Below are 26,696 nucleotides of genomic sequence, written 5' to 3'. Positions count from 1 at the left end.
GCGCCCCGGCTTGACGGCAAGCGCGCGTTCACGTTTGCCGGATATTGCGCCACCAGTTGTACCCCTGCGGCTCGTTCGTCTCGACGAGAACATCCTGTTCGGTGTTCAGTCGCGCAGCAACCACGCCGCCGCCGGTCGTTGCCTTGCCCGGCTTGCCGAGCAGATCGTCACGCCCGATCACCAGGTCACGCGAGGAAAAACTAGAGAATTCGTATTGCTGGCCAAGTGCGATCGCGTCCGCCGGGCAGGCGTCCTCGCACAGCCCGCAAAAGAGGCACCGCGCCATGTCGATTTCGAATTTTGCCGGGCGACGATTACCCTTGTCGTCCTGGTAGGGGATGACTTCGATGCAGTCGCAGGGACAAATCCGCGCGCAAAGTTCGCAGGCCACGCATTTGATCTCGCCCTCTTGGTCGCGTTTGAGGAAATGATGCCCGCGGTAACGTGCGTAGGGCAACCATTTTTCCTTGTCCGGATACTGCATGGTCACGGATCTGGAGAACATGTAGCCGAACGTTAGAGCCAAGGCGCTCGCCAGATCGGCGAAGAACGCCCATCCAATCCATGCACCTGCTCTTTCCTGTGCGCGCGACATCGCCGCCTCGCTAGGAGCCGCTGCGGCCCCCTAAAACAAAACAATACCGGTTATTATTATGTTCGCCATCGACAAAGGAAGCAAGACTTTCCACCCGATCGCCATCAGTTGGTCGTAGCGGTAGCGGGGGAAAGTGAAGCGGAACCATATGAATAAATAGATGAAGAATGCGACCTTGAGCACAAACCACAGGAGTGGTGGCAAGGGCACCAGTACGCCGTTCCAACCGCCGAAGAATAAAATCACCACCAACACTGATACCAGCAGCACGATGGCGTATTCGCTGACCATGAAGAACGCAAAGCGGATACCGCTGTATTCAGTATGAAATCCGGCGCCAAGATCGCCTTCCGCTTCCGCCAGGTCGAAGGGGATGCGCTGCGCTTCGGCCAATCCGGCGACGAAAAACACGAAGAAGCCGACCGGTTGGTAGACGATGTTCCAGACATCGGCCTGCGCCCGCACGATATCGAGCAGACTCATGGATTGCGCTAGCATGACCACGCCGATGACCGCGAACCCCATTGGGATCTCGTAGCTGATCATCTGCGCACAGGTCCTGAGGCTGCCAAGGACAGCGTATTTGCTGTTTGCGGCCCAGCCGCCAAAGATGACGCCGTAGACCTCAAGCCCGATCACGGCGAAAACGAAAAGAAGTGCCACATTCATGTTGGAAACGTAGAGCGTGATCTCGGCGCCGAGGACCGAGACGGTTTCGCCGAAGGGGATGGCGACGAACACCACAAAGGGAGGGGCGAGCGCCAGGATTGGCGCCAGTTTAAACAGGAAACGGTCGGCCTCAGCCGGGATATGGTCTTCTTTGGATAAGAGTTTGATTCCGTCTGCCACCGGCTGCAGCAGCCCGTGCCATCCCACGCGCATCGGCCCCATCCGCTGCTGGATGTGCCCGGCGATCTTGCGTTCCACCCAGGTGAGCGGCAAGGGCAGCAGCAACAGGATCGCGATCAGCAACGCGACCTTGAAGACGATCAGTCCAAGAGCGACGATAAGTTCCATGATCCGCGGCTACTTATTCAACGGGGTGAAACGCGCGACCGGACTTTAGCTCCGGTTCTGACCGAGCACTTTTCGCATCTATCAGTGTGCACGGTACAACGGTGAGGCACCGCGCGCAATGCCATCACAGTGTCGCCTGCCTTTATTCAATGATCGACACTGACCTTGGTTCAGGTATGTCTTCTTCACGATCATCCTGCCTCATGACAGCAGTGGGGTATCCACCAGGCGAATTTCGCGTATGTTTCTGCTATGGTTCGCGATGCTTTGCCCTTCAAGATTGAGAGGAATGGCATGATGACCGGATCCAGAGATTGTCTGCCGCAACTTCGTGATCGTATTTTTTTGACCGATGGCGGCATTGAGACAACATTGATCTTTCATGAGGGACTTGAACTGCCGTATTTCGCCGCCTTCCATCTCCTTAGAGATGAAAAAGGCACCGAGGCCCTGCGCAATTACTATGCTCGTCACGCAGCCATCGCCCGGGACAACGGCACTGGGTTTATCCTGGAAAGCGCGACCTGGCGAGCCAATGCCGACTGGGGCGACAAGCTCGGCTACACGCCGGCGGAACTTGACGAGGCCAACCGCAAAGCTGTCGCGCTCCTGCACGACCTAAAGGTGACATTCGAGACAGACCGCTCGCCGATGGTGATCAGCGGATGCGTAGGTCCGCGCGGCGATGGCTACGATCCGGGCACGATCATGGGCGTGGGGGAAGCCGAAGCCTATCACGCTCGGCAGATCAGCGTCTTTGCGCAAGCCGAAGTCGATCTGGTGACGGCCATCACCATGACCAACACCAGTGAGGCGATTGGCGTCACGCGCGCCGCGCAGGCTTTGGGGCTTCCCGTGGTCATCTCGTTCACTGTCGAGACAGACGGGGGCCTGCCGTCGGGTGAAGGCCTGGGGCAAGCGATCGAAACGGTCGACCGCGCAACCGACGGCGGTCCGGCCTATTTCATGATCAACTGCGCCCACCCGACTCATTTCGAGCGTGAACTCACCCCGGGAAAAGCATGGGTCGACCGAATAGGCGGATTGCGCGCAAACGCGTCAAAACGCAGTCACGCAGAACTCGACGAGGCCACGGAACTTGACGAGGGTGATCCGATTGAACTTGGAGCCCAGTATCGTGACCTGCGACGCCGTTTCAGGCATATCAACGTGCTTGGCGGCTGCTGCGGCACGGATCATCGCCATATCGAGCAGATTTGTTTAAGGTGTCTGGAGGTCTGAACACGAACCCCTCGTCGAAATTTGATCCGCAACAACGCAACCGAATTGCGTGAAGTCGTTTTGCGTGGGGAAAGCTCTGCGGCCGGACTTTGCGCGCCAACGCCTCATGTGAATCAGTCGATCCCGAAAGTCTACTGCCTCTAACCAGAAACGTCCGCCTTGACCGGAAGCCTGCGCGAGATACGCCACTCTTCAAAGCGCTGCATGATTGCAAAGAATGACGGTACGAAAAGTACGGCAAGACAGGTCGAGGCGATCATGCCGATCGACCGACGGGCACTCGCCCTCGCACCAGAGGCAACAACCAGCGGCGCCACGCCGAGGATGAAAGCGAAGGACGTCATCAGGATCGGCCGGAAACGCGACCGTGCTGCTTCCATCGCCGAGTCAGCAATCGACTTGCCCGATGCTCTAAGCTCACGCGCCATTTCGACAACAAAATGGCGTTCTTTGCCGACAGCGCAATGAGCAGGATCAATCCAATCTGCACATAAAGGTTGATCGGCACATGTGCGCCCAAAAGGATCGATACCGGGCCGACCAGCGACAACGGCGCGGCTAGCAACACCGACACTGGCGCAATCCAGCTCTCATATTGTCCGGCAAGCACGAGGTAGACAAGAAGCAGTGCAAGCGCGAAGACCAGATACATCTGGTTGCCGACGATCTTCTCCTGGAAGGACAGCGTCGTCCAATCGAAGCCCAGGCCGGGAGGCAAGGTCTGGGCAGCGATTTGCTCCATCTGGCAACCAACCAAAGTGCGATCAGGTCGAGGGCTACATTACAAAAGTTTGGCTTGAGTTTTACGGCCGCGGGCTGTTGCAAGACGCTGTGACCGGCATCGAACGGGTCGGCAAGTTTGGCCGAAGGACTTGTTTTAATGGGCAGGTTCAAACAACTCAATCGGGTTTCCGGACGGGTCATCGAGCAATATCTGGCTGCCACCGACGCCTTTGAGAACGTCGTTGCGAAACGACAATCCGGCCCCGCGCAACCGCGCGACTTCCGCGCGGATATCCGAGACGATGAGCAAAATGCGGTTCCAGCCTCCTGGGACCGGTTGTCGGCCGTCTGGCATCGCCTGCGCACCGGAACTGGCCTTGCCGCTCAACAGCAACCGCAGGTTGCCGCGGATTATCGATGCGAAGGCGGGTCTCGCATCCTGTTGAATGGTGAAGCCTAGCAAGGACGTGTAGAACTCAATGGAGGCGGATACATCATCGACGATGTAGCGGACACTGACAAAATCATCCGACATTGCGTGATCCTTCCTGTATTGGACAGGTAAAGGGGCGATCGATCCAGAAAGAAAGACCATTCGCAGCCCGAAGATTACCGCAATACGAGATAGCCTGTCGATAGGCCAGTAATTGCGCTTGTACTACCTACGCGCTAATTTGCGGGTAACGCCAGAAAAATAGCACGGTTTCCAATCAAAGCGCGTGCTATCGCGCAATCGAACACGCCTATGTCAGCCTAGATTTAGTGGATTTGACGCCCCGGCAAAAAACGGAATTTCACGTTCAAGGGAAATTGCGCTGGCAGGCCGAAAACTGCCTCAATTGGCACTCAGCAGGGATTTATGCTGAGACACCCCCTTCGCCGATTCTCGGCAATATACAAGCGCCTAATGGTTCCTGAGCACATTGAGAAAGATCGTCGCGATGCTGGCCAGATGCCCATCGCCACCCTCATGGTAAGCCTGACGGCCCGCAGCCACGATTGCATCGAACAGCCGGTTTTCCGCTTGTGCCGTTTTGACGATGTCGTCCACGCGTTGTTCATTATTTTGCCCGTCTGCATACTTCCTGTTCAAGTAGGTAATCAGCAACCGTTTCCGGCGCTCGACGTCATCGGTCATCGCGCTAAAAAAGCCCCAGACAAACCAGGTCTCTCCAATTTGCATGTCAGCGTCGCTGATTTGATCGCGCTGCCACTCGGGAAGCTTGGCTCGCTGTGCGTCAGCCGTCCTGCTTGCGAACTCATAAGCCTCGCTGTCCGTCTTGATCGTTACGGATGTCATGGCAACCTCCAATAAAGCCACTCAGCTGCTTTAATCACACCATACCAACGGGGGTCGTTGTCGACAACCTGGCAGCTTGTAACCGGCCTTTCGTTCAATCCTGCCCGCTGTTCCAAATCGTTTGGAGGCCAGCGATCAGTCGCACGATCGGGAACCGAAACCGTCTTCAACAGGATCACAAATGGGTCCGCTAAAAAGTCCACACGTACATCGTAGGCGGCATCGATATCCGACCGAATGATTATTCGTCGCATGTAAGCACGATGTCGGCACACCGCGTCAATCCGCTCTGGTAGTGAGATGCCACTAACAAATCCACTTTATCAGTCTGCGCTATAGGGACATTCACACCTGATTGGTGACGGGGTTATCCACAAGCGAAGAAAGTTGAGTAGGCCCCGACCACAGAAACCCCTGCATATCTCATGTTAGGTCGAAGCAAGTTCGTGTTATGGCCTGTGGAATTCCTCCACCCAGAAAAAAGCTGCTGTGCACTTCTATATCTAACACCGACGTTTTCTGTACATACTCCGCTCAGTCCAGCAGCCCGAGCTTGGGCTGATCTCTGGCGGAAGCCATCGTGGCTGATGGTGTTACGGACCGCTTGATACCGGTTATGTTGCCGCGCTAAGGCATTCAACGTGCGGTGAGGGGCCAAGGGAGAAAGGCCACGGCTCACCCTATAGGAATTGATGAGGGTCAGTGTCTGGGGACCAAAATCGGATGTCGCAGCCATTGGCTGTGTCATACCTGCACAACTCGCAACCAGAACCGCAATTGCAATTTTCTGTAGGATTTTCATTTTTGAGTTTTCCCGCTTAACGCTCGCCACGGTTCACCCCTGGCGGCCTTCCCTTTAAGATGAACGGTTTACCGTAACCCCTTCAGCGCTCCAAGCATGATTAATCCATGGAAGGGGTACCGGTCTTAAACACAACGTTGACATCAGGAGCATGCTTGGAGCGGCATTGACGTTAAGGCGAAACATGTAACCCGTCAGGGCAAATAGGGCAACCGCTGGCGCGATCCTTTGATGCCATGAGAACGGAAGCGTAGCTGGGTGGTGAGCGTCCGACGCGTCACAATGGTGCTCGTCCACACATAAATATTAGGGGTATGCGGTTGATCCATCGGGCTTTTTGGTAATTTTGCGCTCCCAGTGAATGTAGTCTTCTTCGACCAAGGCTTTCTCATCGATCTCAATTCCCCAACCAGGGCGCTCAGGACGAAGCTCCATATGACCGTCCACCGGAATGTAGGGGTCGAGGGCCCAGGGCGCATGCACGTGCGGCTTAAACTCGAGAATCTTGAAATTGGGCTGCGCGGCGCAAAAATGAATGTTCACGGCTGTTGCCAGTGGTCCCATCGGATTGTGCGGGGCAACGGTAACATAGTGTGCTTCGGCGATCGCCGCGATCCGCCGCATTTCCGTCACCCCCCAACCACGCAAATATCCGGCTGAATGATATCGGCGCCTCGCGCTGTTAGAAGGGCCAGGAATTCAAAGCGATTATAAAGCGATTCTCCCGTTGCCAGCGGTACCGTCACTTTTGATTTGAGTTCGGCCCAGGCAGGAATGTGCTCGGGCCGGATTGGTTCTTCGTAGAAGAGTGGATCATAAGGCGCGATTGCCGCCGCCAACTGTACGGCCTGATAAGGTTCGTAGATCTTTGCGTGAGCATCAAATGCAAACTCGAAATGCGAAGGCGTAATCTCGCGGATCTTGCCGAAATAATCACCAGTTTCCCTGACCAGTTCTCCCCAACGACTGTTGTGCAAATCGCGCCGGTAGGGGCTGAGCTTGAACGCGGTATACCCATGATCCTGGTTCAGTTGAAGGGTCTGATCCAGCACCGCTTCCGGATCTGGCGCTGTGTAGATACCACAATAGATCCTGACGCGTTCGCGAACGTTGCCACCCAACAGCATATAAACCGGCAAGCCGGCGGCCTTTCCGGCAATATCCCACAATGCGTGGTCGATTGCCGAGATTGCGGCCAGCCCCAGGGCCCCCGGGGGAAAGCGAGCCTGCTGATTGAGTTTCAGGATCAGGTATTCGACGCGGCGAGGATCCTCGCCTTCGATCTGATGAAACAGGTATTCGAGCATGGGCGGAAGCGCCCAGTCCGGACCATGATTATACGCTTCGCCCCACCCAGAGATTCCTTCGCTGGTCTCGACTTTGACAAGAAGGCGGGGACGATCATCCACGCGCTGCATGAATGTTTTCAGAGCAGTTATGTGCATCTCAACTCTCCGCTCAAGCCGCGCAATTGTCACTATCGACGCGTTCAAGGATTTCCCTTAAGTTCTTTCGCTCTCCTTCATCGAGGGTTTCCACACCCGGCAGTCGGACCGGGCCGACATCGGTTCCAAGCATTCCAAGCGCTTCCTTCACGACGGTGACGTTGGCACCATTAAGGTATTTGGTGCGCATCGCTTCGAGATCCGGCGATCCCATCGATCAAATCCCGCGCCTTTGCATAGTCGCCCGCTTCCAGTGCGCGGTGAATCGCATGCGAGCGCTCGGGGAAAACATTGACGAGACCCGACGTAAACCCGCGCGCGCCCATTGCGTAAAATGCCGGGGCCCACCCCTCCGCCAGTCCGCAAACCCAGATTGCCGCGGCATCTTTCGTCGAGCGGATCACATCGGCAAGCAGCATCAGATTTCCAGATGCAAACTTGATGCCGGCGATGTTCGGGTGAAGCGCGAGTGTGCGGAAGTCGGCCACGGAAAACGTATCGTTCCTGACATAAGCGACGACCGGCACGCTGCAGGTATCGGCCAGCTCGAGGAAATATTTCGCTTGATAGGAGGGGCCGGCAAAGGGATCCATGGGATGGTGGCCCATGATTGCATCCGCACCTTCGGCAATCGCGTCGCGCGCCAACGCCTTTGCTTCGGTCAGCGACCGGCCGACTGCAGCGCTGACCAAGGCCTTGCCGCCTGCCGCCTTGATCGTCGTGCGGTGGACAAGGCGAACCTCATCGAGCGACAAGGTAAAGAACTCGCCTGTATTGCCGGCCGCCATCAGATTGTGGACCCGCGCAGCTGCCAATCTCTCGATCAACGCTTTCAGTTTTGCGGTATCGACGCTCCCGTCGGCCGCATAAGGCGTTACCGGAACGCCTGAGATACCCGTCAGGGCCTGCCGAACTCTTGCAACAGCTTCACTCACGTCAAACTTCCTTTTTGTTTTTGAATACGATTTTTAAGTATGTTTCGCCCGACCGAACGACGTGATCGCGCATCGCGCGCTCGGACGTGTCCGTATCTCCGGAGATAATCGCAGCAGCGATTGCCGAATGTTCATCGAGTGCTATTTCCCGCTCGGCCGGATCGGAATGGATGACGCGCCGGATGCTGGCGTCATAGAACTGCTGCCGCTCGATCATTCGCGCCAAATACTGACACTGGGAGGCTATATGGATCTGATCGTGGAACTTCTCGTTCAGTGCGATGAGGTCGTCAGCCCCCCGCCTTCGTCGCCTCTATCATTAAATTGATGGTGGTCTGAAGGTCGGCGGCTGCGGGTTTCGTCAATCGCTTTGCGGCAAGGTGTGCGATCATCGATTCCAGTGCGGCGCGCGCTAGGATCATCTCCTCGGCCCACCCGGAATTAAAGCGGATAAGGACGCCGCGGCGCGGCAATGTCTCGACAAGCCCTTCAGTCTCAAGCTGTCGCAATGCCTCCTTGATCGGCGTCGTGCTGACGCCAAGCTGTTCTGCGAGCTGGCGTTCATTCACGCGCTCGTTCACCCCAAATCGACCGGATAATATCGCGCTTCGAAGCGTGCGATGAACGTGGTCGCGCAGCGTCGTCAAGAAACGCGGATCAAGCTTTTCAATCCGATCGTCGTGGGGCGCTAGCTCGGTTTCTTCCCTCATCTGGCAATTTCCTGGTTGACGTGCGTTGCATTCTGTGAGATCTGATATACCAGATTTCAGTTCAATGTCGATACTGAATTTTTGTCCGTCGGATCGGCGATCCGGCCGGTGAGGGGCTCTGGGAGGAGTTTTGTGAAAATGCTAAGGCGCCATTTTTTAATAACCACGGCGGTTGCTGCCGCAATTTCGTCCGCACCAATCACGGCTTACGCCGCAACACCGGAAGATCAACTGGTGATCGCTTTGACGATGTCTTCGATGCGCGGGCTTGATCCCAACGAGATCAACCAGCTGGAGACGGCCGAAGTGGTCGCCAATCTTTACGACCGTCTTGTGGTTCTGCCCGCTGACAATATCGCGCAGCCAGCACCCGGACTTGCGGAAAGCTGGACCGTTTCGGCTGATGGGAAGACCTTCACGTTCAAGATCCGTTCCGGCGTCAAATTTCATTCCGGCAACGCGCTGACGGCGAAGGATGTCGAATGGTCGTTGCGCCGTCTCGTCAAGCTTGGGCTGGCGCCGTCCGTCGATCTGCGTCAGTGGGGCTTTAAGGAAGACAATGTCGAAACCCTGATCAAGGCGACGGATGACACGACACTAGTCCTTCAAACCCCTGAAGTGTGGAATCCGAACCTCATCCTGTTTTCACTTGCAAGTTTTTCGACCTCCATTCTCGATAGCGCGCTTTTGGCGCAGCATGACAAGAATGCTGACATGGGGCGCGAATTCCTGCAGGCCAATGATGCGGGCTCCGGTCCCTATTCGCTGCGTACCTGGCGGTCCAACGACATTCTCATTGCCGATGCCTTTAAGGATTACTGGCAAGGCGCACCGAAGATGCGCCGCGTCATCCTGCGCCATCTGCCCGAATCGGCGGCGCAACGCCTGCAGCTTGAGGCCGGCGATATCGATGTCGCGACCCGCCTGTCGTCAACCGATCTCAATGCCCTTGACCAAGGCGGCAAGGTCACGATCCAGAAGACCCCTGGATTCGGCTTTTATTATCTCGCCTTGAACCAGAAGGACGAAATTCTGTCAGATCCAAAAGTTCGCGAAGCGTTTCGCTATCTCATCGATTATGATGGGCTTGCCGGCACGGTCATGAAGTTTTACGGCGTCAAGCAGCAGACGATCGTTCCACGCGGTCTTCCCGGTGCCGTTGACGAGAATCCCTACAAGCTCGATATCGAAAAGGCCAAGCAACTCCTGACTGAGGCCGGATACCCGGACGGTTTTTCCAAGGTCTATTATGCAACGCCGGTAACGCCGGAGTACGAGGTTGCCCAGTCGCTGCAGGCCAATGCTGCCAAGGCCGGCATCAAGCTTGATCTTCAGGGCGGTGATCACATAGGCAAGTTCCGCAGCCGCGAATTCCAAATATTTTCTGCGCGTTCAGGCGAGCGATTGCCTGACCCGCATGCCATCCTTCAATCCTACGCCACAAACGCCAACAATTCGGACGAAGCCAAACTAACCGGACTGAACGCTTGGCGCACGGCTTGGGATGTGCCCAAGGATATTCAGGATATGGTAATCGCCGCAGCTCATGAGACTGATCAGGCCAAGCGCACGGACCTTTATACCAAAATCAACAGGGCCTATCTGGCAGCCTCGCCGGCGCTTGTGACTTCGTTCCTCAGAACGGATGCGAAGGCGGTACGCAAGGAGATCAACGGCTATACAGGTCATTCCACCTGGTTGACCCGCTGGGATACGGTATCCAAGGGCGAATGAGCTTGTTCAAAAAAGGAACGCGGACGTGAGTATCTCGCAGAACCATGCTACGCGCTCTTCAGCTGGCTCAGCCGTGCTGTCAGGTTTGCAAAAACTGGCAACCTCCTTTGCCGTCATCCTGACGACGTTGTTGGGTCTGCTGGTGATCACGTTTGTTATCGGCCGTATGGTACCGGCCGATCCGGTCATCGCCGTCATCGGCGACCAGGCAGACCAGGCGACCTACGAACGGGTCTCCAAGCAGATGGGTCTCGACAGGCCGCTCTACGAGCAGTTCGCAACATATCTGAGCAATGTGGCGCGACTGGATTTCGGGCAATCCAACGTCACGAAGAATGCGGTCTCCAGTGATCTGGCGCGAGTCTTTCCGGCAACGCTGGAATTGGCGACGATTGCCACGATCATCGGCGCCGTGTTTGGCATACCGCTTGGGATCATCGCGGCCGTTCGCAAAGGCACATGGGTCGATCATCTGGCACGCATCGTCGGGCTGCTCGGCCATTCCACGCCGATATTTTGGCTGGGAACCATCGTCATCCTCGTTTTCTACGCGAAGTTCGGGCTCATACCCGGAAGCGGGCGCATCGATGTGTTCAATGAAGGGCTTGTCGAAGGGCCAACCAACTCCCTGCTGATCGACGCGGTTATCGCGGGCGAATGGGGTGTTTTTTTCGACGTCCTCCATCATGTGATGGCACCAGCGTTGATCCTTGGCTATGCCGCGATGGCCTATCTCAGCCGTATGAGCCGCAGCTTTATGCTGGAGCAGCTTCGCCAGGAATACATCCTCACCGCGAAGGCCAAGGGACTGGGGCAACGTTCCATTATCTGGCGCCATGCATTTCGCAATATTCGTGTCCAGCTCCTGACGATCGTGGCGCTCGCCTATTGCGGCCTTCTCGATGGCACCGTGCTGATCGAGACCGTGTTCGCATGGCCAGGGCTTGGCCAATATCTCACATCGGCACTGTTTTTTGCCGATATGAATGCCGTTCTGGGCAGTGTCCTCCTGATCGGCATCATTTCGATTGCCATCAACCTTTTGTCGGACATCGCCTATCGCTTCCTTGATCCACGGACCCGGTAAAACAATGACAACACGATATTTCGGTGACCTGCACGACTGGCTGATCAGCGAGGATTTTTCCTCAACGCGTCAGGCTCGCCTGCACAAAGCGTATGTCTTGTGGCTCAACCTTGTCGGCAATCCCCTTGCCCTGGGCGGGCTGATTGTTGTGGCGGCCCTGGTCATGGTCTCGGCCCTGGCGCCGCTGCTTTCAACCCACGATCCGCTTGCGCAGGATCTGGCTCTGGCATTGCAGCCGCCGTCATCGGCCAATTGGTTTGGAACGGACGAATTCGGGCGCGACGTTTATTCGAGGCTTGTCTATGGTGCACGCACGACCCTTTATATCAGCATCCTGGTCACCGTCATCGTTGCTCCGATCGGGTTCATCATTGGCGCGACGGCTGGTTATCTCGGGGGCTGGGTCGATACCATCCTCATGCGCATCACTGACATCTTTTTGTCGTTTCCAAGTCTCGTTCTTGCGCTTGCTTTCTCCGCGGCCCTTGGCCCGGGCATCGAAAACGCGGTGATCGCTATCGCCTTGACGGTTTGGCCGCCAATCGCCCGCTTGGCACGCGCCGAAACCCTGACATTTCGCCAAGCCGATTTTGTCGTTGCCGCCGAACTGCAGGGAGCCGGTATGGGACGCATCCTGTTACGCCACATTGTCCCGCTGTGCGCGCCGTCCATCATCATCCGTTTGACCCTGAACATGTCGAGCATCATCCTGACAGCGGCCGGTCTGGGCTTTCTCGGCCTGGGTGCCCAGCCACCAATGCCCGAATGGGGGGCAATGGCTGCATCGGGCCGCCAATATCTGCTGGATGCCTGGTGGCTGACCACCGTTCCGGGCGTTGCCATTCTCGTGGTCAGCCTGGCGTTCAATCTGCTTGGCGATGGCCTGCGCGACATCATGGATCCGAGAAATGCCTGACAATCAGAGCACAATTTTATCGATCGACAATATGTCCGTCCAGTTTCCGACCCTGTCGGGTTCGGTTACGGCCGTTCGAAACGTTTCATTCAAAGTCGGGCGGGAAAAGGTCGGGATCATCGGTGAATCCGGGTCTGGGAAAAGCACGGCCGGCCGGGCCATCATGCAGCTTCAGCCACCTGGCGCCATTGTCACTGCTGACGGGATGCAGTTCGAGGATGTTGACCTCTTGGCAGCAAACGAACAGCAGATGCGCACCATTCGCGGCAGCCGCATATCCATGATCCTTCAGGATCCAAAATACTCGCTCAATCCGGTCATGACCGTCGGCGAGCAGATTTCCGAAACGGTTGTTCTGCATGAGGGCGCGTCCTGGCGTGATGCGCGCATGCGAACCCTTGCCATGCTGGAAAGGGTAAACATTCGCGATCCCGAACGTGTTTACACCCTCTATCCGCATGAGGTGTCAGGCGGGATGGGGCAACGTATCATGATTTCGATGATGCTGATTTCATCGCCGTCGCTGATTATTGCCGACGAACCGACATCCGCCCTCGATGTCACCGTACGCCAGCAAGTCCTCAGCATCCTCGATGATCTGATCACCGAGCGCAATATCGGCCTGATCTTCATCTCTCACGACCTCAATCTGGTGCGAAGCTTTTGCGACCGGGTGATCATCATGTATGCCGGACGCATCGTTGAAACGCTTCGAGGCCGATAATCTGGAGCAGGCTACACATCCCTATACGCGGGGATTGCTCAATGCGCTTCCAAGTCTGGAGCACCCGCGTGAAAGACTTGAAGTTCTCACGCGCGATCCACGGTGGCTGGAGAACTGAGATGATGATCAAAGTCGATAATCTGGGTGTCAGCTACGGCCACGGACAAAATACGATAAGGGTGGTCAAGGACGTCTCGTTCGAAGTCGCAAAAGGCGAGACATTCGGCCTGGTGGGTGAAAGTGGTTGCGGCAAGTCCACCGTGCTTGGTGCCTTGGCCGGAAGAAGCAAGAATTGGAGCGGTTCAATCGTCATCGACGGGGAAAACGCAAACCCGAAACGGACGAAATCTCAGCTCGCCAAGCAGCAAATGGTGTTTCAGGACCCGTTTGGGTCGATTCATCCCCGCCATACGGTCGGCCGAACCCTGCTCGAGCCTTTGGAAATCCATGGTCTCGACCGCCGGGAGGAGCGAATAGAAGAGATTTTGCGGGAGGTCGGTCTGCCGCATAATTTTCGTTATCGTTTTCCGCATCAATTGTCGGGCGGTCAGCGCCAGCGCGTCGCGATTGCCCGCGCGCTTATTTTGAAACCGCAGATTTTGCTCCTGGATGAACCAACGTCCGCTCTCGATGTTTCAGTTCAAGCGGAAATTCTCAACCTGCTCAAGGATCTACGCGATCGCGAACATCTGACCTATGTCCTCGTCAGTCACGATATGGCGGTCATTGCGCATTTGTGCGACCGCGTTGCCGTGATGCAAAATGGAATTTTTGTCGAAGTCACAAACCGTGAGAATCTGCTGCGAGGGGAAGTTTCGCATCCCTATACCAAAACCCTGCTTGATGGCAGTCGGGGGTATGTTTCAGCGCGACCATGGCGTTTGGTAGCTACCTGCGAGCAACTTATAGTTCAACGATAATGTTGGGTTAAACAGAAGGGTTGGTGTGTTGGTTTAAGTGGCTTTAGGGCGCAAGGCAACGCAAGGGTGCCCGGCCCGCATTGTTTCGGCGAGCCCGGTTGCGGGCGCGGCCACGGTGTCCTGCTTGTGCCATTTTTGAAGCGCGGTGTATTTTAGCGGCACCGCTTATGGTGCGGCCCCAATGAGGTTGGCCAAACCAGAGCACCAGTGATGCCTACGGATTTTGCACTCTGCATAGCAGCTATGCAATAATGCGTCTTGAGGTTCGCTGATATCGGGAATACTCCCTGCGCAGCCGATGCGGTTCTCCTCCCATTTTAACCGCATCAGCTGTTCCCCTCTGGAGGTTTTTGACCTTCACAATTAGGCCGGACTTTCCAGTCCGGCTCTTTTTTTGGCAAAAATGTTCTGGGCGTGTGAAATTGACGGTTTTACTGATGGGGCGGTTTCATACGACGCCACCTTTGACCACCCCATTTACCGCCTGCCAAGCAGCGAAGTGTGCAGCGACTTAGCCATGTGGACCGCGCTCCACGGCATGTATTCAGTGATCGCCAGCCCAACAACGCCGGCTTCGGCATCCACTGCTTAGAGAATTTTTGCGACCTTCGAAAAGCACATCCCGGCCTTCGCGACGCCTGCAAAGGTATTGGGCTCGGCGGCGGGATCTTGGGAAAGTCGAAACTCGCAAGCGTAGGGTCAAGCATATCCAAGTCGAAATGCACGCTGTCGTACACATATGCACCTTGTCATCGACGGCATGAAACCCAAGCCTTGTCCTGAGTGATCTTCAGATAGCACCATCAATTCAGCCGCCCATCCCGGATACGCACAAAAAAGTCCTCCTCTCCGATCTGGCCGCCCTTCAAAGCGAGTTCCAGTGGTGCCGATCCATCAAATCTGTAGCCCAAACAAACAGGCGAACCTGGCGCTTGGGGAATCGCGTGGCGAAGCGTGAGTGCCCCGATCTTGAGTTCCTCCAATGCGTGACTTGACGTGTCGCCACCCGCGACGATGACCCTCTTCAGTTCGTTTTCGTGCGCAAGTCGGTTCAACATGGCACCAAGGCGTCGCCCGACCCGATCATTTTCGTTTGAACCGCCTGATGGCCGAAATGACGGCGCTCCAAGTGAGGTGAAAAGCAGGGGGCTCTTGCCTGATTTCAGGACTGTCACTGCCTGCTCGACAGCTTCCGTTTCAGCTTGACCCGCCCCGACCCCCGATGCCAGCGCCTCATAATTAACCTGGACCGGCTCGAAACCGTTTTGGCTTGCGTATCTGATCTGTGCTTCCGTGGTTGGTGAGCAGCTTCCGGACACAACGGCAATGCGGTCTTCGGCAGACAATGGTTGTTGTGGGGCAGCTTGCGGAAGTTTACCCATGGCGCGCAAGGTTTCAATGTAGGCGTATTCGACACCGGACGACCCGAATATGAGTGGTCCGGTGCTCGCAAGATGCATGGTGACGATTTCGCCTGCGAGACGCTGGCTCAGCGCATCGGCGACATCGATCATGATCACTTTTTTTAAATCGGCCATCGCCTTGCGCCACGCCATGGCACCTTTGCCTGCAAGCAGCGATGGAAGATCGATCAGCCCAATGGGAGCATCTGTCTGCTTTGCCAGATGCTTGCGCAGATCCGCCTCGTGCATCGGCGTTGCAGGGTGATGACTCATGACCGGATGTCTGTCGATCCTGAAAACATCATCGCGAAACCGCGCATACAGTTCACCGAACATCGTATAGCGCCCAAGTTGCGGCACGCCGACAATCAATGGGGTGGCGTCCTGTGCGAAGGCTCGAAGACCGATGTCAATAGCGCGGCCGATCGAACCCTGTCCAGGGGCGCTGTCGAACGTCGAGCATACCTTATAGTGAGCGATTGATGCTTGGAGCGAACTGAGCCACGCGAAGATGCCGGGCAGCTCGCGATCCATCCACTCCGGTGTCTGGCTGCGGCTTGTTCCGGCCAGACCGATTGCGGCTACATTGTTGAAAACCTTCAGGCGCGCCTCATCCGGAATTTTGGTGAAAAGAACCGTCTCAATGCCGTTTGAGCTCAAAGCTTCCATTGCATCGGTGGAACCGGTGAAGTCGTCGCCGTAAAAGGTGATCTGCGGCTTTACACTCATGAGAAACGCGGCCGAAAGGTTTCAACTGCGGCGCGCAGGGCAGGGTGTGTCACCGAATAGGTTTCAAGACTTACGCCCTCGACGGCCGCCTGCCACGCTTCGCGCAAACTGCTGATACCCCCGGCCAGCCCTTGCGGGTGCCCCATTATTCCGCCGCCGGCGCAATAGATCAGATCGGTTGAATCGAGGGCTTTGTAGGTGTCCTCGACCTGCTCGGCCGACTGCCCTGATGAAAACACCGGCATGACCCTGAAATCCTTGGCGCCGCGAAAAAGCGGAGTGAGGCATTGACGCGCCGATGCGATGGATGATGCACCATCCTCGCTGAATTTGTTGCGCAGACCGTTGACATGAAGGTGATCGACCCCAGCGATCCTCCAGAATTTCTGCCAAGCGATGAAACTGATGCCAATATCGGGCGAGCGCGAAAACAGGCCCCAGCCGTTGCGATGCCCGTGAATGGGCAAGTCGGTATGGCGTCGTAACTCGGTCACGCAAGGCAGGCCAACGCTGTGAATGCCAACCATCGCACAGCTTCCGCCGGCGTCCCGCACGAGGTCAGCATTTCGCTTCATTTCATCCATCTCGCCCGTGATGTTGAAAGCGTACATCGGCTTCTTGCCGGATCTGTCTGCGAAACGATTGAGAACCGCCATGACAGCCTGGACCCTCTCGGCAAGGGGGGGCAGTGTGGACCATTGGCCTGCAACTCATCATCCTTCAGAAAGTCAATTCCGCCCTCGGCAAGTTCCAAGACCAGGCTGGCCGTCTCCGCCGGGCTCAAGCCGACGCTCGGCTTGATGATTGTACCGATCAAAGGTCCCGAGGATACGCCAGTGAGCAAACGCGTCCCGGCGATCCCCGCCTGCGGGCCGGCATATTTTTGAGCGAACTCTTGGGGAAACTCGACATCTAGAAGGCGAAGTGCGGATACCTCGCGCAATTCGAAGAGATTGCCGGCGACGGTCGCCAGGACATTTGGCAGTGATACGCCCATATTCGCAAGCGACCAGGAAAGGCGAATTTTACCGCGGGTGTATTTCGTTCCAGCAATTTTACACGGGAGGGATGGCTTATTGAATTGACCTGTCTCGAGGATTGACTCGATGCGCGCTCCAAAGGCCTCCTTGAGGGCCTCGGTCTCCCCCGCAAGCTTCATGAACGTGCCTGAAGATTGTTCTCCAGCGATGATGGCCGCCGTGTCGATCAGATCGCCCGGTGTCTCAAGATCATATTCAGCGTAAATCCTGTCCAATTTTACCTCCCTTCGCTTGCCAAACACATAACAGTAGAATTATTACCTTATCAACTCATTATACCAGTTGACAACGTGATGTCCTGTCGACAAATTGCCACAACATAATCCAAGGGAGGCCTCTTCATGAAAATCGCACTTCTCGGTGCCGGCGGAAAAATGGGCACGCGGCTCGCGAAAAACCTCAAAGGATCGCGATTTGAAGTGGATCATGTCGAAGTCAACGAGGCTGCCAAAGCTCGCCTTAAGGGCACACTCGGGGTTGATTGCGTAACCCCGGACGAAGGCTTGAAGGGAGCGCAGATCGTTATTCTGGCTGTACCCGATACGGCAATCCGGGCAGTGTCCCACCAGATCGTCGACAAGGTAGAAGCGGGGGCGATGATTGTCATTCTCGATGCGGCAGCGCCGTTTGCCGGGCATCTGCCGAAGCGCGACGACATTACGTATTTCGTCACGCATCCCTGCCATCCGCCAATCTTCAACGATGAGACAGATCTATCTGCCAAGCGTGATTTTTTCGGTGGCGTTGCTGCCGCCCAGTCGATTGTCAGCGCGCTGATGCAAGGGCCCGAGGAGCACTTCGCCCGAGGCGAGGAAGTGGCCAAGCTGATCTACAAGCCCATCCTTCGATCCCACCGGGTTACCGTGGAGCAGATGGCTTTGCTCGAACCTGGCCTCTCAGAAACTGTCTGCGCTTCCTTGCTCGTCGCCATGAAAGACGCACTGGACGAAGTTGTACGCAGGGGTGTCGATCCGGTCGCGGCCCGTGATTTTCTGCTTGGCCATATGAACATCCTTGGTGCCGTCATCATGGGCGAGGTGGAAGGTGTCTTCTCGGACGCCTGCAACAAAGCCATCGAGAATGGCAAACCGCGGATCATGCAGCCGGACTGGCTGGACGTATTTAATCACGACGAGATCACGGAAAGCGTTCGGCGCATCACCTGATCTGCCGCGCGCCCAACTCTGTTGGAGGACAGGGAAGACCACCTGGAAATAACAATCGTTAATTATGTCACTCGGGAGGAGAAACCATGACATTCTTGAAGCAACTAATGCTCGCGACCGCGACAACTGCGCTTTTGGCGGCGTCACCTGTCATCGCCAGTGCGGCCGATCTGATGGCCATCATCACGCCATCACACGACAACCCATTCTTCAAATCGGAAGCGGAAGGCGCAAAGGCGCGTGCTGAGGCATTGGGTTACGAGACGATCGTGCTTGTTCACGACGATGATGCCAACAAGCAGAACGAGCTGGTGGATACGGCGATCGCACGGGGCGCAAAGGCCATCATCCTCGACAATGCGGGTTCCGACGCCTCTGTCGCTGCAGTCCAGAAAGCCAAGGACGCCAAGATTCCCTCCTTCCTCATTGATCGTGAGATCAACGCGACAGGTATTGCTGTCTCGCAGATTGTTTCCAATAATTATCAGGGTGCGGCGCTCGGCGCTGAATTCTTCGTCGAGCAGATGGGCGAAAAGGGCACCTATGTCGAACTGGTCGGGCGGGAAGCTGATATCAATGCCGGCATCCGCTCCAAGGGCTATCATGATGTCATTGACCAGTATCCTGACATGAAAATGGTTTCGCGCCAGTCCGCGAACTGGAGCCAGACGGAAGCCTTTGCCAAGATGCAATCGATCCTTCAGGCCAATCCGGACATTAAGGGCGTCATTTCCGGCAATGACACCATGGCCATGGGTGCTTGGGCAGCCCTGAAGGCGGCCAATCGGACCGATGTCATCCTGGTCGGCTTCGACGGCAGCAACGACGTGCGCGATTCAATTCTCGAGGGCGGGATCAAGGGTACGGTACTTCAGCCTGCCTATCGCCAGGCCGAGATTGCTGTCGAGCAAGCGGACAAGTTTATCAAGACCGGCTCAACAGGTGAGGAAGAAAAGCAGTTGATGGATTGCGTTCTGATCACTGCTGACAATGCCAACAATCTTGAAACATTTGCACTGAAGGAATGAGCAGAAAGGGCATGACGGGATCAATCCGTCATGCCCTTTAGACTTTCTCAGACTGGATGCTCGCGGGTGAAATTGATGACAGTCAGAATGAATTTGCTTGTCGCCGTCTCGATCGCCGGTGCGGTGCTTGGCCTATCGGGCTGCAAGCTGAAGAAGAATGAAGCAACAAATGCCAAGGCATCCGGGCAGATCGAAATCTTCTTCGACTCGTCCGACTTCAATGCGGACAAGGTCGTATCGGACATATGGGTGCCCAAGATCGAGCCGTTCATGCATGAAAAGGCTCGTCCGTTCGGCGAGGTTCAATCAGCTTTGGCGCGCGATGCGAAAGCTGCTGGCCCCGAATATGGATACAGCGAAAATCCTGCGCAGAATCCGTATAGCTTCATCGTCAAACTCGACGGCAAGGTGCTCGAAGCCAATACCAAATCGAGAGCTGCCTATCTAATGATCGACACCAACGCGGATGGCAAGAGTGACGCCAAGGTGCAGCTTGGCCCGGTTGTTCGCGGCACTGCCTTGCGCGATGTACTCCCTTTCATCCCGTTTAGCGCCTTCAAGAACCAGATCGAATACGCCAATGTTGGCCGTGCGCTGAACGCCCACGTCTTCGACAGCAAACTTTCAAAACTCGACCGCGAAAATCTCATCGGAAAACAGGTGCACCTGACCGGCGCTTTCGTCACCCCGACGACCGGTGCAGAAATCCTGATCACGCCGTCTGACCTTACAGTCACAGGTGGCCAGTAATGAACCCGATTGATCAGGATGTCGTGCTCAGCGTCCGCGGCGCAACCAAGGTTTACCCTGGAACGGTTGCACTCAAATCTGTGGATTTCGACGTTCGCAAGGGCGCTGTGAACGTGCTTGTCGGCGAAAATGGTGCTGGCAAGTCCACCCTCATGAAGATTATCGCCGGCGTTGAACAACCCACGGAGGGTACCATACTGCTGGGCGGCGAACCGGTGCGCCTGGCAAGCACCAAGGACGCCATTGAAAACGGCATAGGCATTGTTTTTCAGGAACTTAACCTGTTCCCGAATATGACTGTTGCCGAGAATATTTTCATCACCCGCGAGCAATGCCGTTTTCGCGTGGATATCGACCGCAAAGCGCAGGAAAAAAAAGGCGCGCGCGCTGATGCGCCGCCTGGAACACGATATTCCGGTTGACCGGCCCGTCGGAGAACTGCGCATTGGCCAGCAACAGATCGTCGAGATTGCCAAGGCTTTGTCCCAGAACGCGAGCATCCTCATCATGGACGAGCCGACATCCGCATTAAGCGCCACGGAGGTCGAAATCCTGTTCGGCGTCATTGCCGAACTGAAAGCCCAAGGGGTTGCCATCGTTTACATTTCGCATCGCCTTGAGGAACTGGTTCGCATCGGTGATTTCATCACTGTCCTCAGGGACGGGAGTATTACCGGCTCAAGATCGATGCAGGATGTCGATGTGCCGTGGATCGTCCGTAGCATGATCGGGGCATCTTCCAAAGACTACGCCAAGACGGCTGAGCACAAATACGGCCAAGAGATACTGCGCATCGAGGATGTCACACTCCCCAGGCAAGGCGGTGGTTATACCGTCGACCACGTTTCGCTTTCGCTACGGGCGGGTGAAATCATCGGCATCTATGGCCTCATGGGGGCGGGGCGAACAGAATTGTTCGACTGCATTATCGGCCGTCACAGGCATGCGGGCGGCACGATTACAGTCGACAATAAACGATTGCCAACAGCAGATGTCCTTGAGCGCATGAATGGCGGTCTAGCGCTCATACCCGAGGACCGCAAGGCCGAGGGTCTGATCCAGATCATGTCGGTCAGCGATAATATGACCTTGGCAAGTCTTTGGAATTACGTGCGAGGCGTGCAGATCGACCGCAGGAAAGAACGTTCCGCCGTTGCAAGCTATATTCGCAGTCTTGCCATCAAGATTGCGAACCCGGAAAACGAGGTGGCGTCGCTGTCGGGCGGAAACCAGCAGAAAGTGGTCATCGGCAAGGCCTTGATGACCGATCCCAAAGTCCTGCTCATGGACGAGCCGAGCAGGGGCATCGACATTGGCGCCAAAGCGGAGGTGTTCCGCACCATGCGCAAGCTTGCGGCCGATGGGCTCGGAATTTTGTTCGTCACCTCCGATCTCGAAGAGGTCATGGCGTTGTCGGACCGCATCATCGTCATGTCGAAAGGCCGCATCACCGGCGATTTTAAGCGCGATGAAGCCACGGAAGAGGCTGTGGTTGCAGCATCGAGCATCGGTCACGAGGTCAATAATCCAACAGCGGAGGCGCGATCATGAGTGCTACCATCGCCAAGCAGGCACCCGGGTTGAATTCAAGTTCCGCTGTGATGGCGCTGCTGCACATGCGCACCTTCATCGCCCTGTTTTTTGTCCTGATCTTCTTCTCCTTTGCCGCGCCGAACTTCCTGAGCACTGCCAACATGGTAATCATGTCGAAACACGTGGCGCTCAATGCGTTCCTTGCGATCGGCATGACATTCGTCATCATCACCGGAGGTATTGATCTTTCCGTTGGATCGATCGTTGGTCTGTCCGGGATGGTTGCAGGCGGACTGATCATGAATGGGCTCAACCTTGGCCCGATCGGCTATACCGTCTATTTCAATGTTATCGAGGTCATTTTGATTACATTGGCTGTCGGTGTATTGATTGGAGCACTCAATGGATTTCTCATAACCCGGCTGAATGTCGCACCATTCATCGCCACACTTGGCACACTTTATGTGGCAAGGGGCTTTGCGCTCCTTTCATCCGACGGGCGCACGTTTCCGAACCTTGTAGGCAATGCCGAACTTGGAACGACAGGATTTCCCTTTCTCGGATCGGGGCTGATCCTCGGTATCCCTGTGTCAATTTGGCTGCTCGTAATTATCGGATGCGCCGCGGCCTATATTGCCATGCGTACGCCGCTCGGACGCTTCATCTATGCTGTCGGCGGCAACGAACGGGCAGCGGCCTTGTCCGGCGTGCGCGTCAATCGCGTGAAGATGTTCGTCTATATGTTCTCAGGCTTCTGTGCAGCGATCGTCGGCCTGATCATTTCCTCCGAACTGGTGGCGGCTCACCCAGCAACAGGTGAAAGCTTCGAACTTAACGCGATCGCTGCGGCAGTCCTTGGCGGAACCTCAATGTCCGGCGGTCGCGGCAGGATCGGCGGCACAATTGTTGGCGCATTTGTGATCGGAATTCTCTCCGATGGCCTCGTCATGATGGGTGTCAGCTCGTTCTGGCAGATCGTCATCAAAGGCCTGGTAATTATTGCTGCCGTTGTTGTTGACCAGTTCCAGCGAAGATTGCAACAAAAACTGGCCCTGCAGCAGCAGGCGGCAATCGGAGGTTAAATATGTTGAAAGGAGGTCTGATCGGTTGCGGCTTCTTTGCGCACAATCATCTGCATGCCTGGCAGGAAATCGACGGGGTTGCCATCACGGCTCTTTGTGATCGCGACGAAGCCAGGCTGAAGCAAGCAGGGGAGAAGTTTGGGGTTTCGCGACTCTATACCGATGCGGCACAAATGATTGCCCGGGAAACGCTCGACTTCGTCGATATCGCAACGACTGTCAAAACACACAGGCCCCTTGTCGAACTGGCCGCCAGTGCCGGCCTTCCAGTCATATGCCAGAAACCCTTCGCCGAAAACCTGATCGATGCCCGGGCAATGGTTGATGCATGCGATTGTGCCGGTGTAACTTTGATGGTGCACGAGAATTTTCGCTGGCAGGCACCGCTTCGCGCCGTTCGTGCGCTTCTTGATCGTGACCGCATCGGCGAAGTTTTCTGGGGCAGGGTGTCATTCCGTTCGGCCTATGACGTATTCTCGGGCCAGCCATATCTTGCCACATCAGATCGATTCATTATCGAGGACCTCGGTATTCATATGCTTGATATTGCCCGCTTCCTGTTTGGGGATGTCAGCCATTTGTCAGCGGCGACAAGGACGGTCAATCCGAGGATCAGGGGCGAAGATGTCGCCACCATGCTGATGGTTCACGAAAGCGGTGTAAACAGCATTTGCGACTGCAGCTATGCGACCTCGTTGCAAGAAGAGCTATTCCCGCAGACATTGCTGGAAATTGACGGCAGCCGCGGTACGATGAGGTTGTCGGCAAATTACGAACTGACGATACACAGTGAGGGCGTTACCGAGAAACACATGGTTGCTCCAGTCCTGCACGATTGGGCGAGCAGGCCATGGCACAATATTCAGGAAAGTGTCTACAACATTCAACAACACTGGGTGGCGTGCCTTGCTTCTCAACGAGCGCCGGAAACGTCCGGGCGGGATAATTTGAAAACCATGGCTCTGGTGGCGGCCGCATATCAGTCGGCCGCCGATAATCTTGCGTCGGTGGACGTGAAAGCTGTGGCATGACGACAGCCGGCCTATCGCGTTCAGTCAGACTTTTTGGAACGGACGCCCCAGTGGCCGACGTGCAGCGATTGAGCGCCGGGGAACTGGCGGTTGAGTTCGCACAAGGGAATTTGAAAGCCATCCGTTTTAAGGGATATGAGATCCTTCGTGCCATCTCCTACGTCGTTCGCGACCGTGACTGGGGCACATTTGATCCGGTTATAAGCGAACTGACCGTCGATAGACAGGCTGAATATTTCGAGGTGCGCTACGCGGCCCGCTGCGGCGAAGGTTTGAATTACGCGGCGGCAATTCGAGGTCACGCTGACGGGACGCTGAATTTTTCGGTAACTGCGACGCCGGAGTGCGACTTCGAGACCAATCGCTGCGGGTTTTGCGTGTTACACCCGATTGTTGGCGTAGCCGGAAGATGCGTTACTGTCGGGCATTGTGACGGCACCCAAGAAGATGCGGTCTTTCCGGATCTGATCGAACCCTGGCAGCCGTTCAAATCGGTCTGTTCGTTGACGCACACGCCGGCAGAGGGAATAGAGGCTACCTGTCGATTTGTTGGCGATGCGTTTGAGATGGAAGATCAGCGCAACTGGTCGGACGCCTCTTACAAAACCTACGTCCGTCCACTCGCCTTGCCTTGGCCGTACATCATGCCGGCTGGCATTACCAATACCCAGAGCGTTGAACTCGTCCTCAAAGTATCACCATCGGCAACGAGCCGTGCCACCAGCGCGAATTTCGTTCGGGTGCGTGTTTCCAATAGGCCTTCGGGCTGCAAGTTTGCACAAACGGGACTGCTGATAATGCCTGAAGCGTTGCACGAAACGCTTGATCATTACGCAGCACTGGAAGACATCGCGCCGGGTTTTCTCCTTTGCCATCTCGATTCAACGGCAGACCACGGCCAAGAAGAACTGAACCGGTATGCCGATTTGCAAAGCCGGACAAAATGCCCGATCAGGCTTGAATATATCGCCGCTGCCGGTGGCAATTTGGATGATGAGTTTCGCGCGCTTGCGACGAAAATCCAGCGTTCCGGACTTAAACTGGACGCGATGGTTGTGTGCCCATCTGCCGATCGTCAGTCGACGCCACCAGGAAGTGCCTGGCCGGAATGCCCACCGCTGTCGGACATCTACAGGTCGGCCCGCGGGGCCTTTCCCGGTCTGGCCATTGGCGGGGGTATGGTGAGCTATTTCACCGAACTCAATCGCAAACGGCCACCGGTGGAACTGCTTGACTTTGTCACCCATGGCACGAGATCCTCTTGTCCATGCCGCCGACGACACCAGCGTCATGCAGACGCTCGAAGCGTTGCCGTTCATCTTTCGATCCGCAAGGCAGATCATGGGCAACAATCGCAGCTATTGTCTGGGCCCATCATTCATTGCAATGCGTCAAAATCCCTATGGTTCGCGGGTCTTCGATAATGTAATTGAACGCAAGACAATGGCCAAGACGGACCCGCGGCAGCATGGGTTATTTGCCGCTTCGTTTATCGCTGGCTATGCAGCGCGTATCGCCGAACAGGACATTTCCGCATTTGTTCCTGCTAGCCTGTTGGGCCCGGCCGGACTTCTTGACGATGCGGACAACAGGTATCCTGCATTCCACATCGTCAGACAGCTGAGCAACCTGGCCAGGCAATCGGTGGTCGAAAGCTGCTCGGAGGACCAGACGAAAATATTGTCGCTGGCATGCCGCGACAGCGTGGGACGACGAACCGTCATTCTTTCGAACATTACCTCAGATCTGCTTACCGTGACAGTCGATCCAGGGTCCCCAAAGAGCGCACTGACAATTATGATGATCGACGAGGATAGTTTTCCTGGGATCCGGGTGGCAAAGGAACCGACTGTTGGCAAACACCAGCATGAGCTTCTATTGAAACCCTATGCGGTGGCACTCCTGCACTATAATGTTTAACGACGCGCAAGACAGTCTGGCGTTGGATTGATAGTTGAAAATAAAGGTTTCGGGAGTCCTTTGATTCATGAAAAATCTCGATGATCGGATCGTCAGAAGAAAGCTTTCCGATGAAGTTTTCGATCGATTGCACGACCTCATCGCGAGCGGTGAAGTCGGTCCTGGCGACGAGATGCCTTCTGAGCGGGATCTCATGGAACGGTTCGGCGTGGGCAGGCCGGCGATCCGCGAGGCTATGCAAAGCTTGCACAATATGGGGCTGATCTCGATATCACACGGGGAGCGCGCCAAGGTTGCCGCGCTGACCCCGCGAACCATGTTCAAACAGCTCGACGTCGTAGCGCGCATGCTGATGCTGACGTCGCCAGAGTCACTTGAGCATCTGAAGGGCACCCGTCTGTTCTATGAGCGCGGTTTGGTCCGCATCGCGGCCGAACGGGCGACGTCAACTGACATCGATGTGCTTGAGGCGATCCTGGCAAGTCAGAAAAGCCATTATGGCAATTCCGAGCTCTTCATCGATGATGACATCGCATTTCATCGGAAGATCGCCTCGATTTCCGGCAATCCTATTCTCGAGGCTTTGAGCAGATCGCTCCTGAAATGGCTGTTCGAGTACCATATTGAAATGTTGATCTGGACAGGGCAGGAAAATGTAACCCTGCAGGAACATTCCGCCATTCTCGATTGCATAAAGGCTGGCGATCCGGATGCGGCGGAACGTGCCATGGTCATTCATATCGAGCGTTCAAGGGGTTTGTATGCGGTGAAACGCTGAGCACTTTTGCTGCACAAGGGCCAGCGAATTGGACAGGCTACCTTGTCGGCAGGTTTGCCGCAAAGTCAGCACGCACTAAGAGACTG

General features: G+C 55.9%; 19 protein-coding genes and 7 pseudogenes. 15 read left to right on the top strand and 11 right to left on the bottom strand.

What is annotated here, in order from left to right; genetic code table 11:
• Positions 1 to 28: 28 nt before the first annotated feature.
• Both N8E89_RS25725 and nuoH read right to left on the bottom strand, forming a co-directional pair.
• Positions 29 to 595 carry an NADH-quinone oxidoreductase subunit I gene (locus N8E89_RS25725; RefSeq protein WP_262262591.1) on the bottom strand — a complete coding sequence of 189 codons (567 nt, stop codon included), beginning with the start codon at positions 593 to 595 and terminating at the stop codon, positions 29 to 31.
• Positions 596 to 625: 30 nt separating this feature from the next.
• Entirely contained in the window at positions 626 to 1,612 is a 987-nt protein-coding gene (nuoH, locus tag N8E89_RS25720) for an NADH-quinone oxidoreductase subunit NuoH (protein ID WP_262262590.1), read from the bottom strand.
• Positions 1,613 to 1,909: 297 nt separating this feature from the next.
• Here nuoH and N8E89_RS25715 point away from each other — a divergent pair, with 297 nt between their 5' ends.
• Positions 1,910 to 2,854 carry a homocysteine S-methyltransferase family protein gene (locus N8E89_RS25715; RefSeq protein ID WP_262263334.1) on the top strand — a complete coding sequence of 315 codons (945 nt, stop codon included), beginning with the start codon at positions 1,910 to 1,912 and terminating at the stop codon, positions 2,852 to 2,854.
• A gap of 140 nt (positions 2,855 to 2,994) precedes the next feature.
• On the opposite strand, the pseudogene N8E89_RS25710 reads toward N8E89_RS25715, so the two are convergent.
• The 7 genes and pseudogenes from N8E89_RS25710 to N8E89_RS25680 all read right to left on the bottom strand — a co-directional run.
• Positions 2,995 to 3,596: pseudogene (locus tag N8E89_RS25710) on the bottom strand (efflux RND transporter permease subunit); the annotation flags it as partial.
• A 135-nt stretch (positions 3,597 to 3,731) separates the two neighbouring features.
• Positions 3,732 to 4,112: a VOC family protein gene (locus N8E89_RS25705; RefSeq protein ID WP_262262589.1), complete on the bottom strand. Its 381-nt coding sequence runs from the start codon at positions 4,110 to 4,112 to the stop codon at positions 3,732 to 3,734.
• A 369-nt stretch (positions 4,113 to 4,481) separates the two neighbouring features.
• Positions 4,482 to 4,877 carry a hypothetical protein gene (locus N8E89_RS25700; protein WP_262262588.1) on the bottom strand — a complete coding sequence of 132 codons (396 nt, stop codon included), beginning with the start codon at positions 4,875 to 4,877 and terminating at the stop codon, positions 4,482 to 4,484.
• Positions 4,878 to 5,244: 367 nt separating this feature from the next.
• Positions 5,245 to 5,613 carry a CAP domain-containing protein gene (locus N8E89_RS25695; protein ID WP_262263333.1) on the bottom strand — a complete coding sequence of 123 codons (369 nt, stop codon included), beginning with the start codon at positions 5,611 to 5,613 and terminating at the stop codon, positions 5,245 to 5,247.
• A 372-nt stretch (positions 5,614 to 5,985) separates the two neighbouring features.
• Positions 5,986 to 7,124: pseudogene (locus N8E89_RS25690) on the bottom strand (mandelate racemase/muconate lactonizing enzyme family protein).
• A 13-nt stretch (positions 7,125 to 7,137) separates the two neighbouring features.
• A pseudogene (locus N8E89_RS25685) lies at positions 7,138 to 8,059 on the bottom strand (dihydrodipicolinate synthase family protein).
• 1 nt (position 8,060) lies between these two features.
• A pseudogene (locus N8E89_RS25680) lies at positions 8,061 to 8,769 on the bottom strand (GntR family transcriptional regulator).
• Between the two features lie 138 nt (positions 8,770 to 8,907).
• Here N8E89_RS25680 and N8E89_RS25675 point away from each other — a divergent pair.
• The 5 genes and pseudogenes from N8E89_RS25675 to N8E89_RS25655 all read left to right on the top strand — a co-directional run bounded on the left by N8E89_RS25675 (position 8,908) and on the right by N8E89_RS25655 (position 14,150).
• Positions 8,908 to 10,503, top strand: a complete 1,596-nt coding sequence (locus N8E89_RS25675; protein WP_262263332.1) for an ABC transporter substrate-binding protein — start codon at positions 8,908 to 8,910, stop codon at positions 10,501 to 10,503.
• Between the two features lie 25 nt (positions 10,504 to 10,528).
• Complete coding sequence (locus N8E89_RS25670) at positions 10,529 to 11,590, top strand: ABC transporter permease (RefSeq protein WP_262262587.1); 1,062 nt, start codon at positions 10,529 to 10,531, stop codon at positions 11,588 to 11,590.
• Between the two features lie 4 nt (positions 11,591 to 11,594).
• Positions 11,595 to 12,506, top strand: coding sequence for an ABC transporter permease (locus N8E89_RS25665; RefSeq protein WP_106663779.1), 912 nt, complete (start codon positions 11,595 to 11,597; stop codon positions 12,504 to 12,506).
• A pseudogene (locus tag N8E89_RS25660) lies at positions 12,499 to 13,348 on the top strand (ABC transporter ATP-binding protein). The gene N8E89_RS25665 and the pseudogene N8E89_RS25660 overlap by 8 nt, the downstream one beginning before the upstream one ends.
• Before the next feature lies 1 nt (position 13,349).
• Complete coding sequence (locus tag N8E89_RS25655) at positions 13,350 to 14,150, top strand: ABC transporter ATP-binding protein (RefSeq protein WP_262262586.1); 801 nt, start codon at positions 13,350 to 13,352, stop codon at positions 14,148 to 14,150.
• Between the two features lie 803 nt (positions 14,151 to 14,953).
• On the opposite strand, the gene N8E89_RS25650 is transcribed toward N8E89_RS25655, so the two are convergent.
• Entirely contained in the window at positions 14,954 to 16,282 is a 1,329-nt protein-coding gene (locus N8E89_RS25650) for a four-carbon acid sugar kinase family protein (RefSeq protein WP_262262585.1), read from the bottom strand.
• Positions 16,279 to 17,537, bottom strand: a pseudogene (locus N8E89_RS25645) (ribulose-bisphosphate carboxylase large subunit family protein). The gene N8E89_RS25650 and the pseudogene N8E89_RS25645 overlap by 4 nt, the downstream one beginning before the upstream one ends.
• Positions 17,538 to 17,663: 126 nt before the next feature.
• On the opposite strand from N8E89_RS25645, the gene N8E89_RS25640 reads away from it, so the two are divergent.
• The 9 genes and pseudogenes from N8E89_RS25640 (at position 17,664) to N8E89_RS25600 (ending at position 26,610) form a co-directional block, all read left to right on the top strand.
• Entirely contained in the window at positions 17,664 to 18,488 is an 825-nt protein-coding gene (locus N8E89_RS25640) for a phosphogluconate dehydrogenase C-terminal domain-containing protein (protein ID WP_262262584.1), read from the top strand.
• Between the two features lie 107 nt (positions 18,489 to 18,595).
• Positions 18,596 to 19,516, top strand: coding sequence for a D-ribose ABC transporter substrate-binding protein (locus N8E89_RS25635; RefSeq protein ID WP_410010468.1), 921 nt, complete (start codon positions 18,596 to 18,598; stop codon positions 19,514 to 19,516).
• 75 nt (positions 19,517 to 19,591) lie between these two features.
• A complete protein-coding gene (locus N8E89_RS25630; protein WP_262262582.1) occupies positions 19,592 to 20,266 on the top strand; it encodes a DUF2291 family protein in 675 nt (224 codons plus the stop codon).
• Positions 20,266 to 21,817: pseudogene (locus N8E89_RS25625) on the top strand (sugar ABC transporter ATP-binding protein). Before N8E89_RS25630 ends, N8E89_RS25625 begins: the two are co-directional and overlap by 1 nt.
• Positions 21,818 to 21,867: 50 nt before the next feature.
• Positions 21,868 to 22,881: an ABC transporter permease gene (locus tag N8E89_RS25620; RefSeq protein WP_410010467.1), complete on the top strand. Its 1,014-nt coding sequence runs from the start codon at positions 21,868 to 21,870 to the stop codon at positions 22,879 to 22,881.
• A 2-nt stretch (positions 22,882 to 22,883) separates the two neighbouring features.
• Entirely contained in the window at positions 22,884 to 23,912 is a 1,029-nt protein-coding gene (locus N8E89_RS25615) for a Gfo/Idh/MocA family protein (RefSeq protein WP_262262580.1), read from the top strand.
• A gap of 50 nt (positions 23,913 to 23,962) precedes the next feature.
• On the top strand, positions 23,963 to 25,336 hold the full coding sequence (locus N8E89_RS25610) for a D-apionate lactonase family protein (protein WP_262262579.1): 1,374 nt from the start codon (positions 23,963 to 23,965) through the stop codon (positions 25,334 to 25,336).
• A 19-nt stretch (positions 25,337 to 25,355) separates the two neighbouring features.
• Positions 25,356 to 25,832 carry a D-apionate lactonase family protein gene (locus N8E89_RS25605; RefSeq protein ID WP_262262578.1) on the top strand — a complete coding sequence of 159 codons (477 nt, stop codon included), beginning with the start codon at positions 25,356 to 25,358 and terminating at the stop codon, positions 25,830 to 25,832.
• A gap of 67 nt (positions 25,833 to 25,899) precedes the next feature.
• Entirely contained in the window at positions 25,900 to 26,610 is a 711-nt protein-coding gene (locus N8E89_RS25600; protein ID WP_262262577.1) for a transcriptional regulator NanR, read from the top strand.
• The last annotated feature ends 86 nt before the right edge of the window (positions 26,611 to 26,696 follow it).

The sequence above is a fragment of the Phyllobacterium sp. A18/5-2 genome (assembly GCF_025452215.1).
GTDB lineage: Bacteria > Pseudomonadota > Alphaproteobacteria > Rhizobiales > Rhizobiaceae > Phyllobacterium > Phyllobacterium sophorae.
The sequence above is the reverse complement of the archived record's forward strand: the minus strand, read 5'-3'. Positions and strand labels throughout refer to the sequence as shown.

What these genes read in the sequence shown, in the direction of transcription:
- N8E89_RS25725 (WP_262262591.1), bottom strand. Translation starts at nt 595, where the DNA reads ATGTCGCGCGCACAGGAAAGAGCAGGTGCATGGATTGGATGGGCGTTC.
- nuoH (WP_262262590.1), bottom strand. Translation starts at nt 1,612, where the DNA reads ATGGAACTTATCGTCGCTCTTGGACTGATCGTCTTCAAGGTCGCGTTG.
- N8E89_RS25715 (WP_262263334.1), top strand. Translation starts at nt 1,910, where the DNA reads ATGACCGGATCCAGAGATTGTCTGCCGCAACTTCGTGATCGTATTTTT.
- N8E89_RS25705 (WP_262262589.1), bottom strand. Translation starts at nt 4,112, where the DNA reads ATGTCGGATGATTTTGTCAGTGTCCGCTACATCGTCGATGATGTATCC.
- N8E89_RS25700 (WP_262262588.1), bottom strand. Translation starts at nt 4,877, where the DNA reads ATGACATCCGTAACGATCAAGACGGACAGCGAGGCTTATGAGTTCGCA.
- N8E89_RS25695 (WP_262263333.1), bottom strand. Translation starts at nt 5,613, where the DNA reads ATGGCTGCGACATCCGATTTTGGTCCCCAGACACTGACCCTCATCAAT.
- N8E89_RS25675 (WP_262263332.1), top strand. Translation starts at nt 8,908, where the DNA reads ATGCTAAGGCGCCATTTTTTAATAACCACGGCGGTTGCTGCCGCAATT.
- N8E89_RS25665 (WP_106663779.1), top strand. Translation starts at nt 11,595, where the DNA reads ATGACAACACGATATTTCGGTGACCTGCACGACTGGCTGATCAGCGAG.
- N8E89_RS25655 (WP_262262586.1), top strand. Translation starts at nt 13,350, where the DNA reads ATGATGATCAAAGTCGATAATCTGGGTGTCAGCTACGGCCACGGACAA.
- N8E89_RS25650 (WP_262262585.1), bottom strand. Translation starts at nt 16,282, where the DNA reads ATGAGTGTAAAGCCGCAGATCACCTTTTACGGCGACGACTTCACCGGT.
- N8E89_RS25640 (WP_262262584.1), top strand. Translation starts at nt 17,664, where the DNA reads ATGAAAATCGCACTTCTCGGTGCCGGCGGAAAAATGGGCACGCGGCTC.
- N8E89_RS25635 (WP_410010468.1), top strand. Translation starts at nt 18,596, where the DNA reads ATGCTCGCGACCGCGACAACTGCGCTTTTGGCGGCGTCACCTGTCATC.
- N8E89_RS25630 (WP_262262582.1), top strand. Translation starts at nt 19,592, where the DNA reads ATGACAGTCAGAATGAATTTGCTTGTCGCCGTCTCGATCGCCGGTGCG.
- N8E89_RS25620 (WP_410010467.1), top strand. Translation starts at nt 21,868, where the DNA reads ATGGCGCTGCTGCACATGCGCACCTTCATCGCCCTGTTTTTTGTCCTG.
- N8E89_RS25615 (WP_262262580.1), top strand. Translation starts at nt 22,884, where the DNA reads ATGTTGAAAGGAGGTCTGATCGGTTGCGGCTTCTTTGCGCACAATCAT.
- N8E89_RS25605 (WP_262262578.1), top strand. Translation starts at nt 25,356, where the DNA reads ATGGCCAAGACGGACCCGCGGCAGCATGGGTTATTTGCCGCTTCGTTT.
- N8E89_RS25600 (WP_262262577.1), top strand. Translation starts at nt 25,900, where the DNA reads ATGAAAAATCTCGATGATCGGATCGTCAGAAGAAAGCTTTCCGATGAA.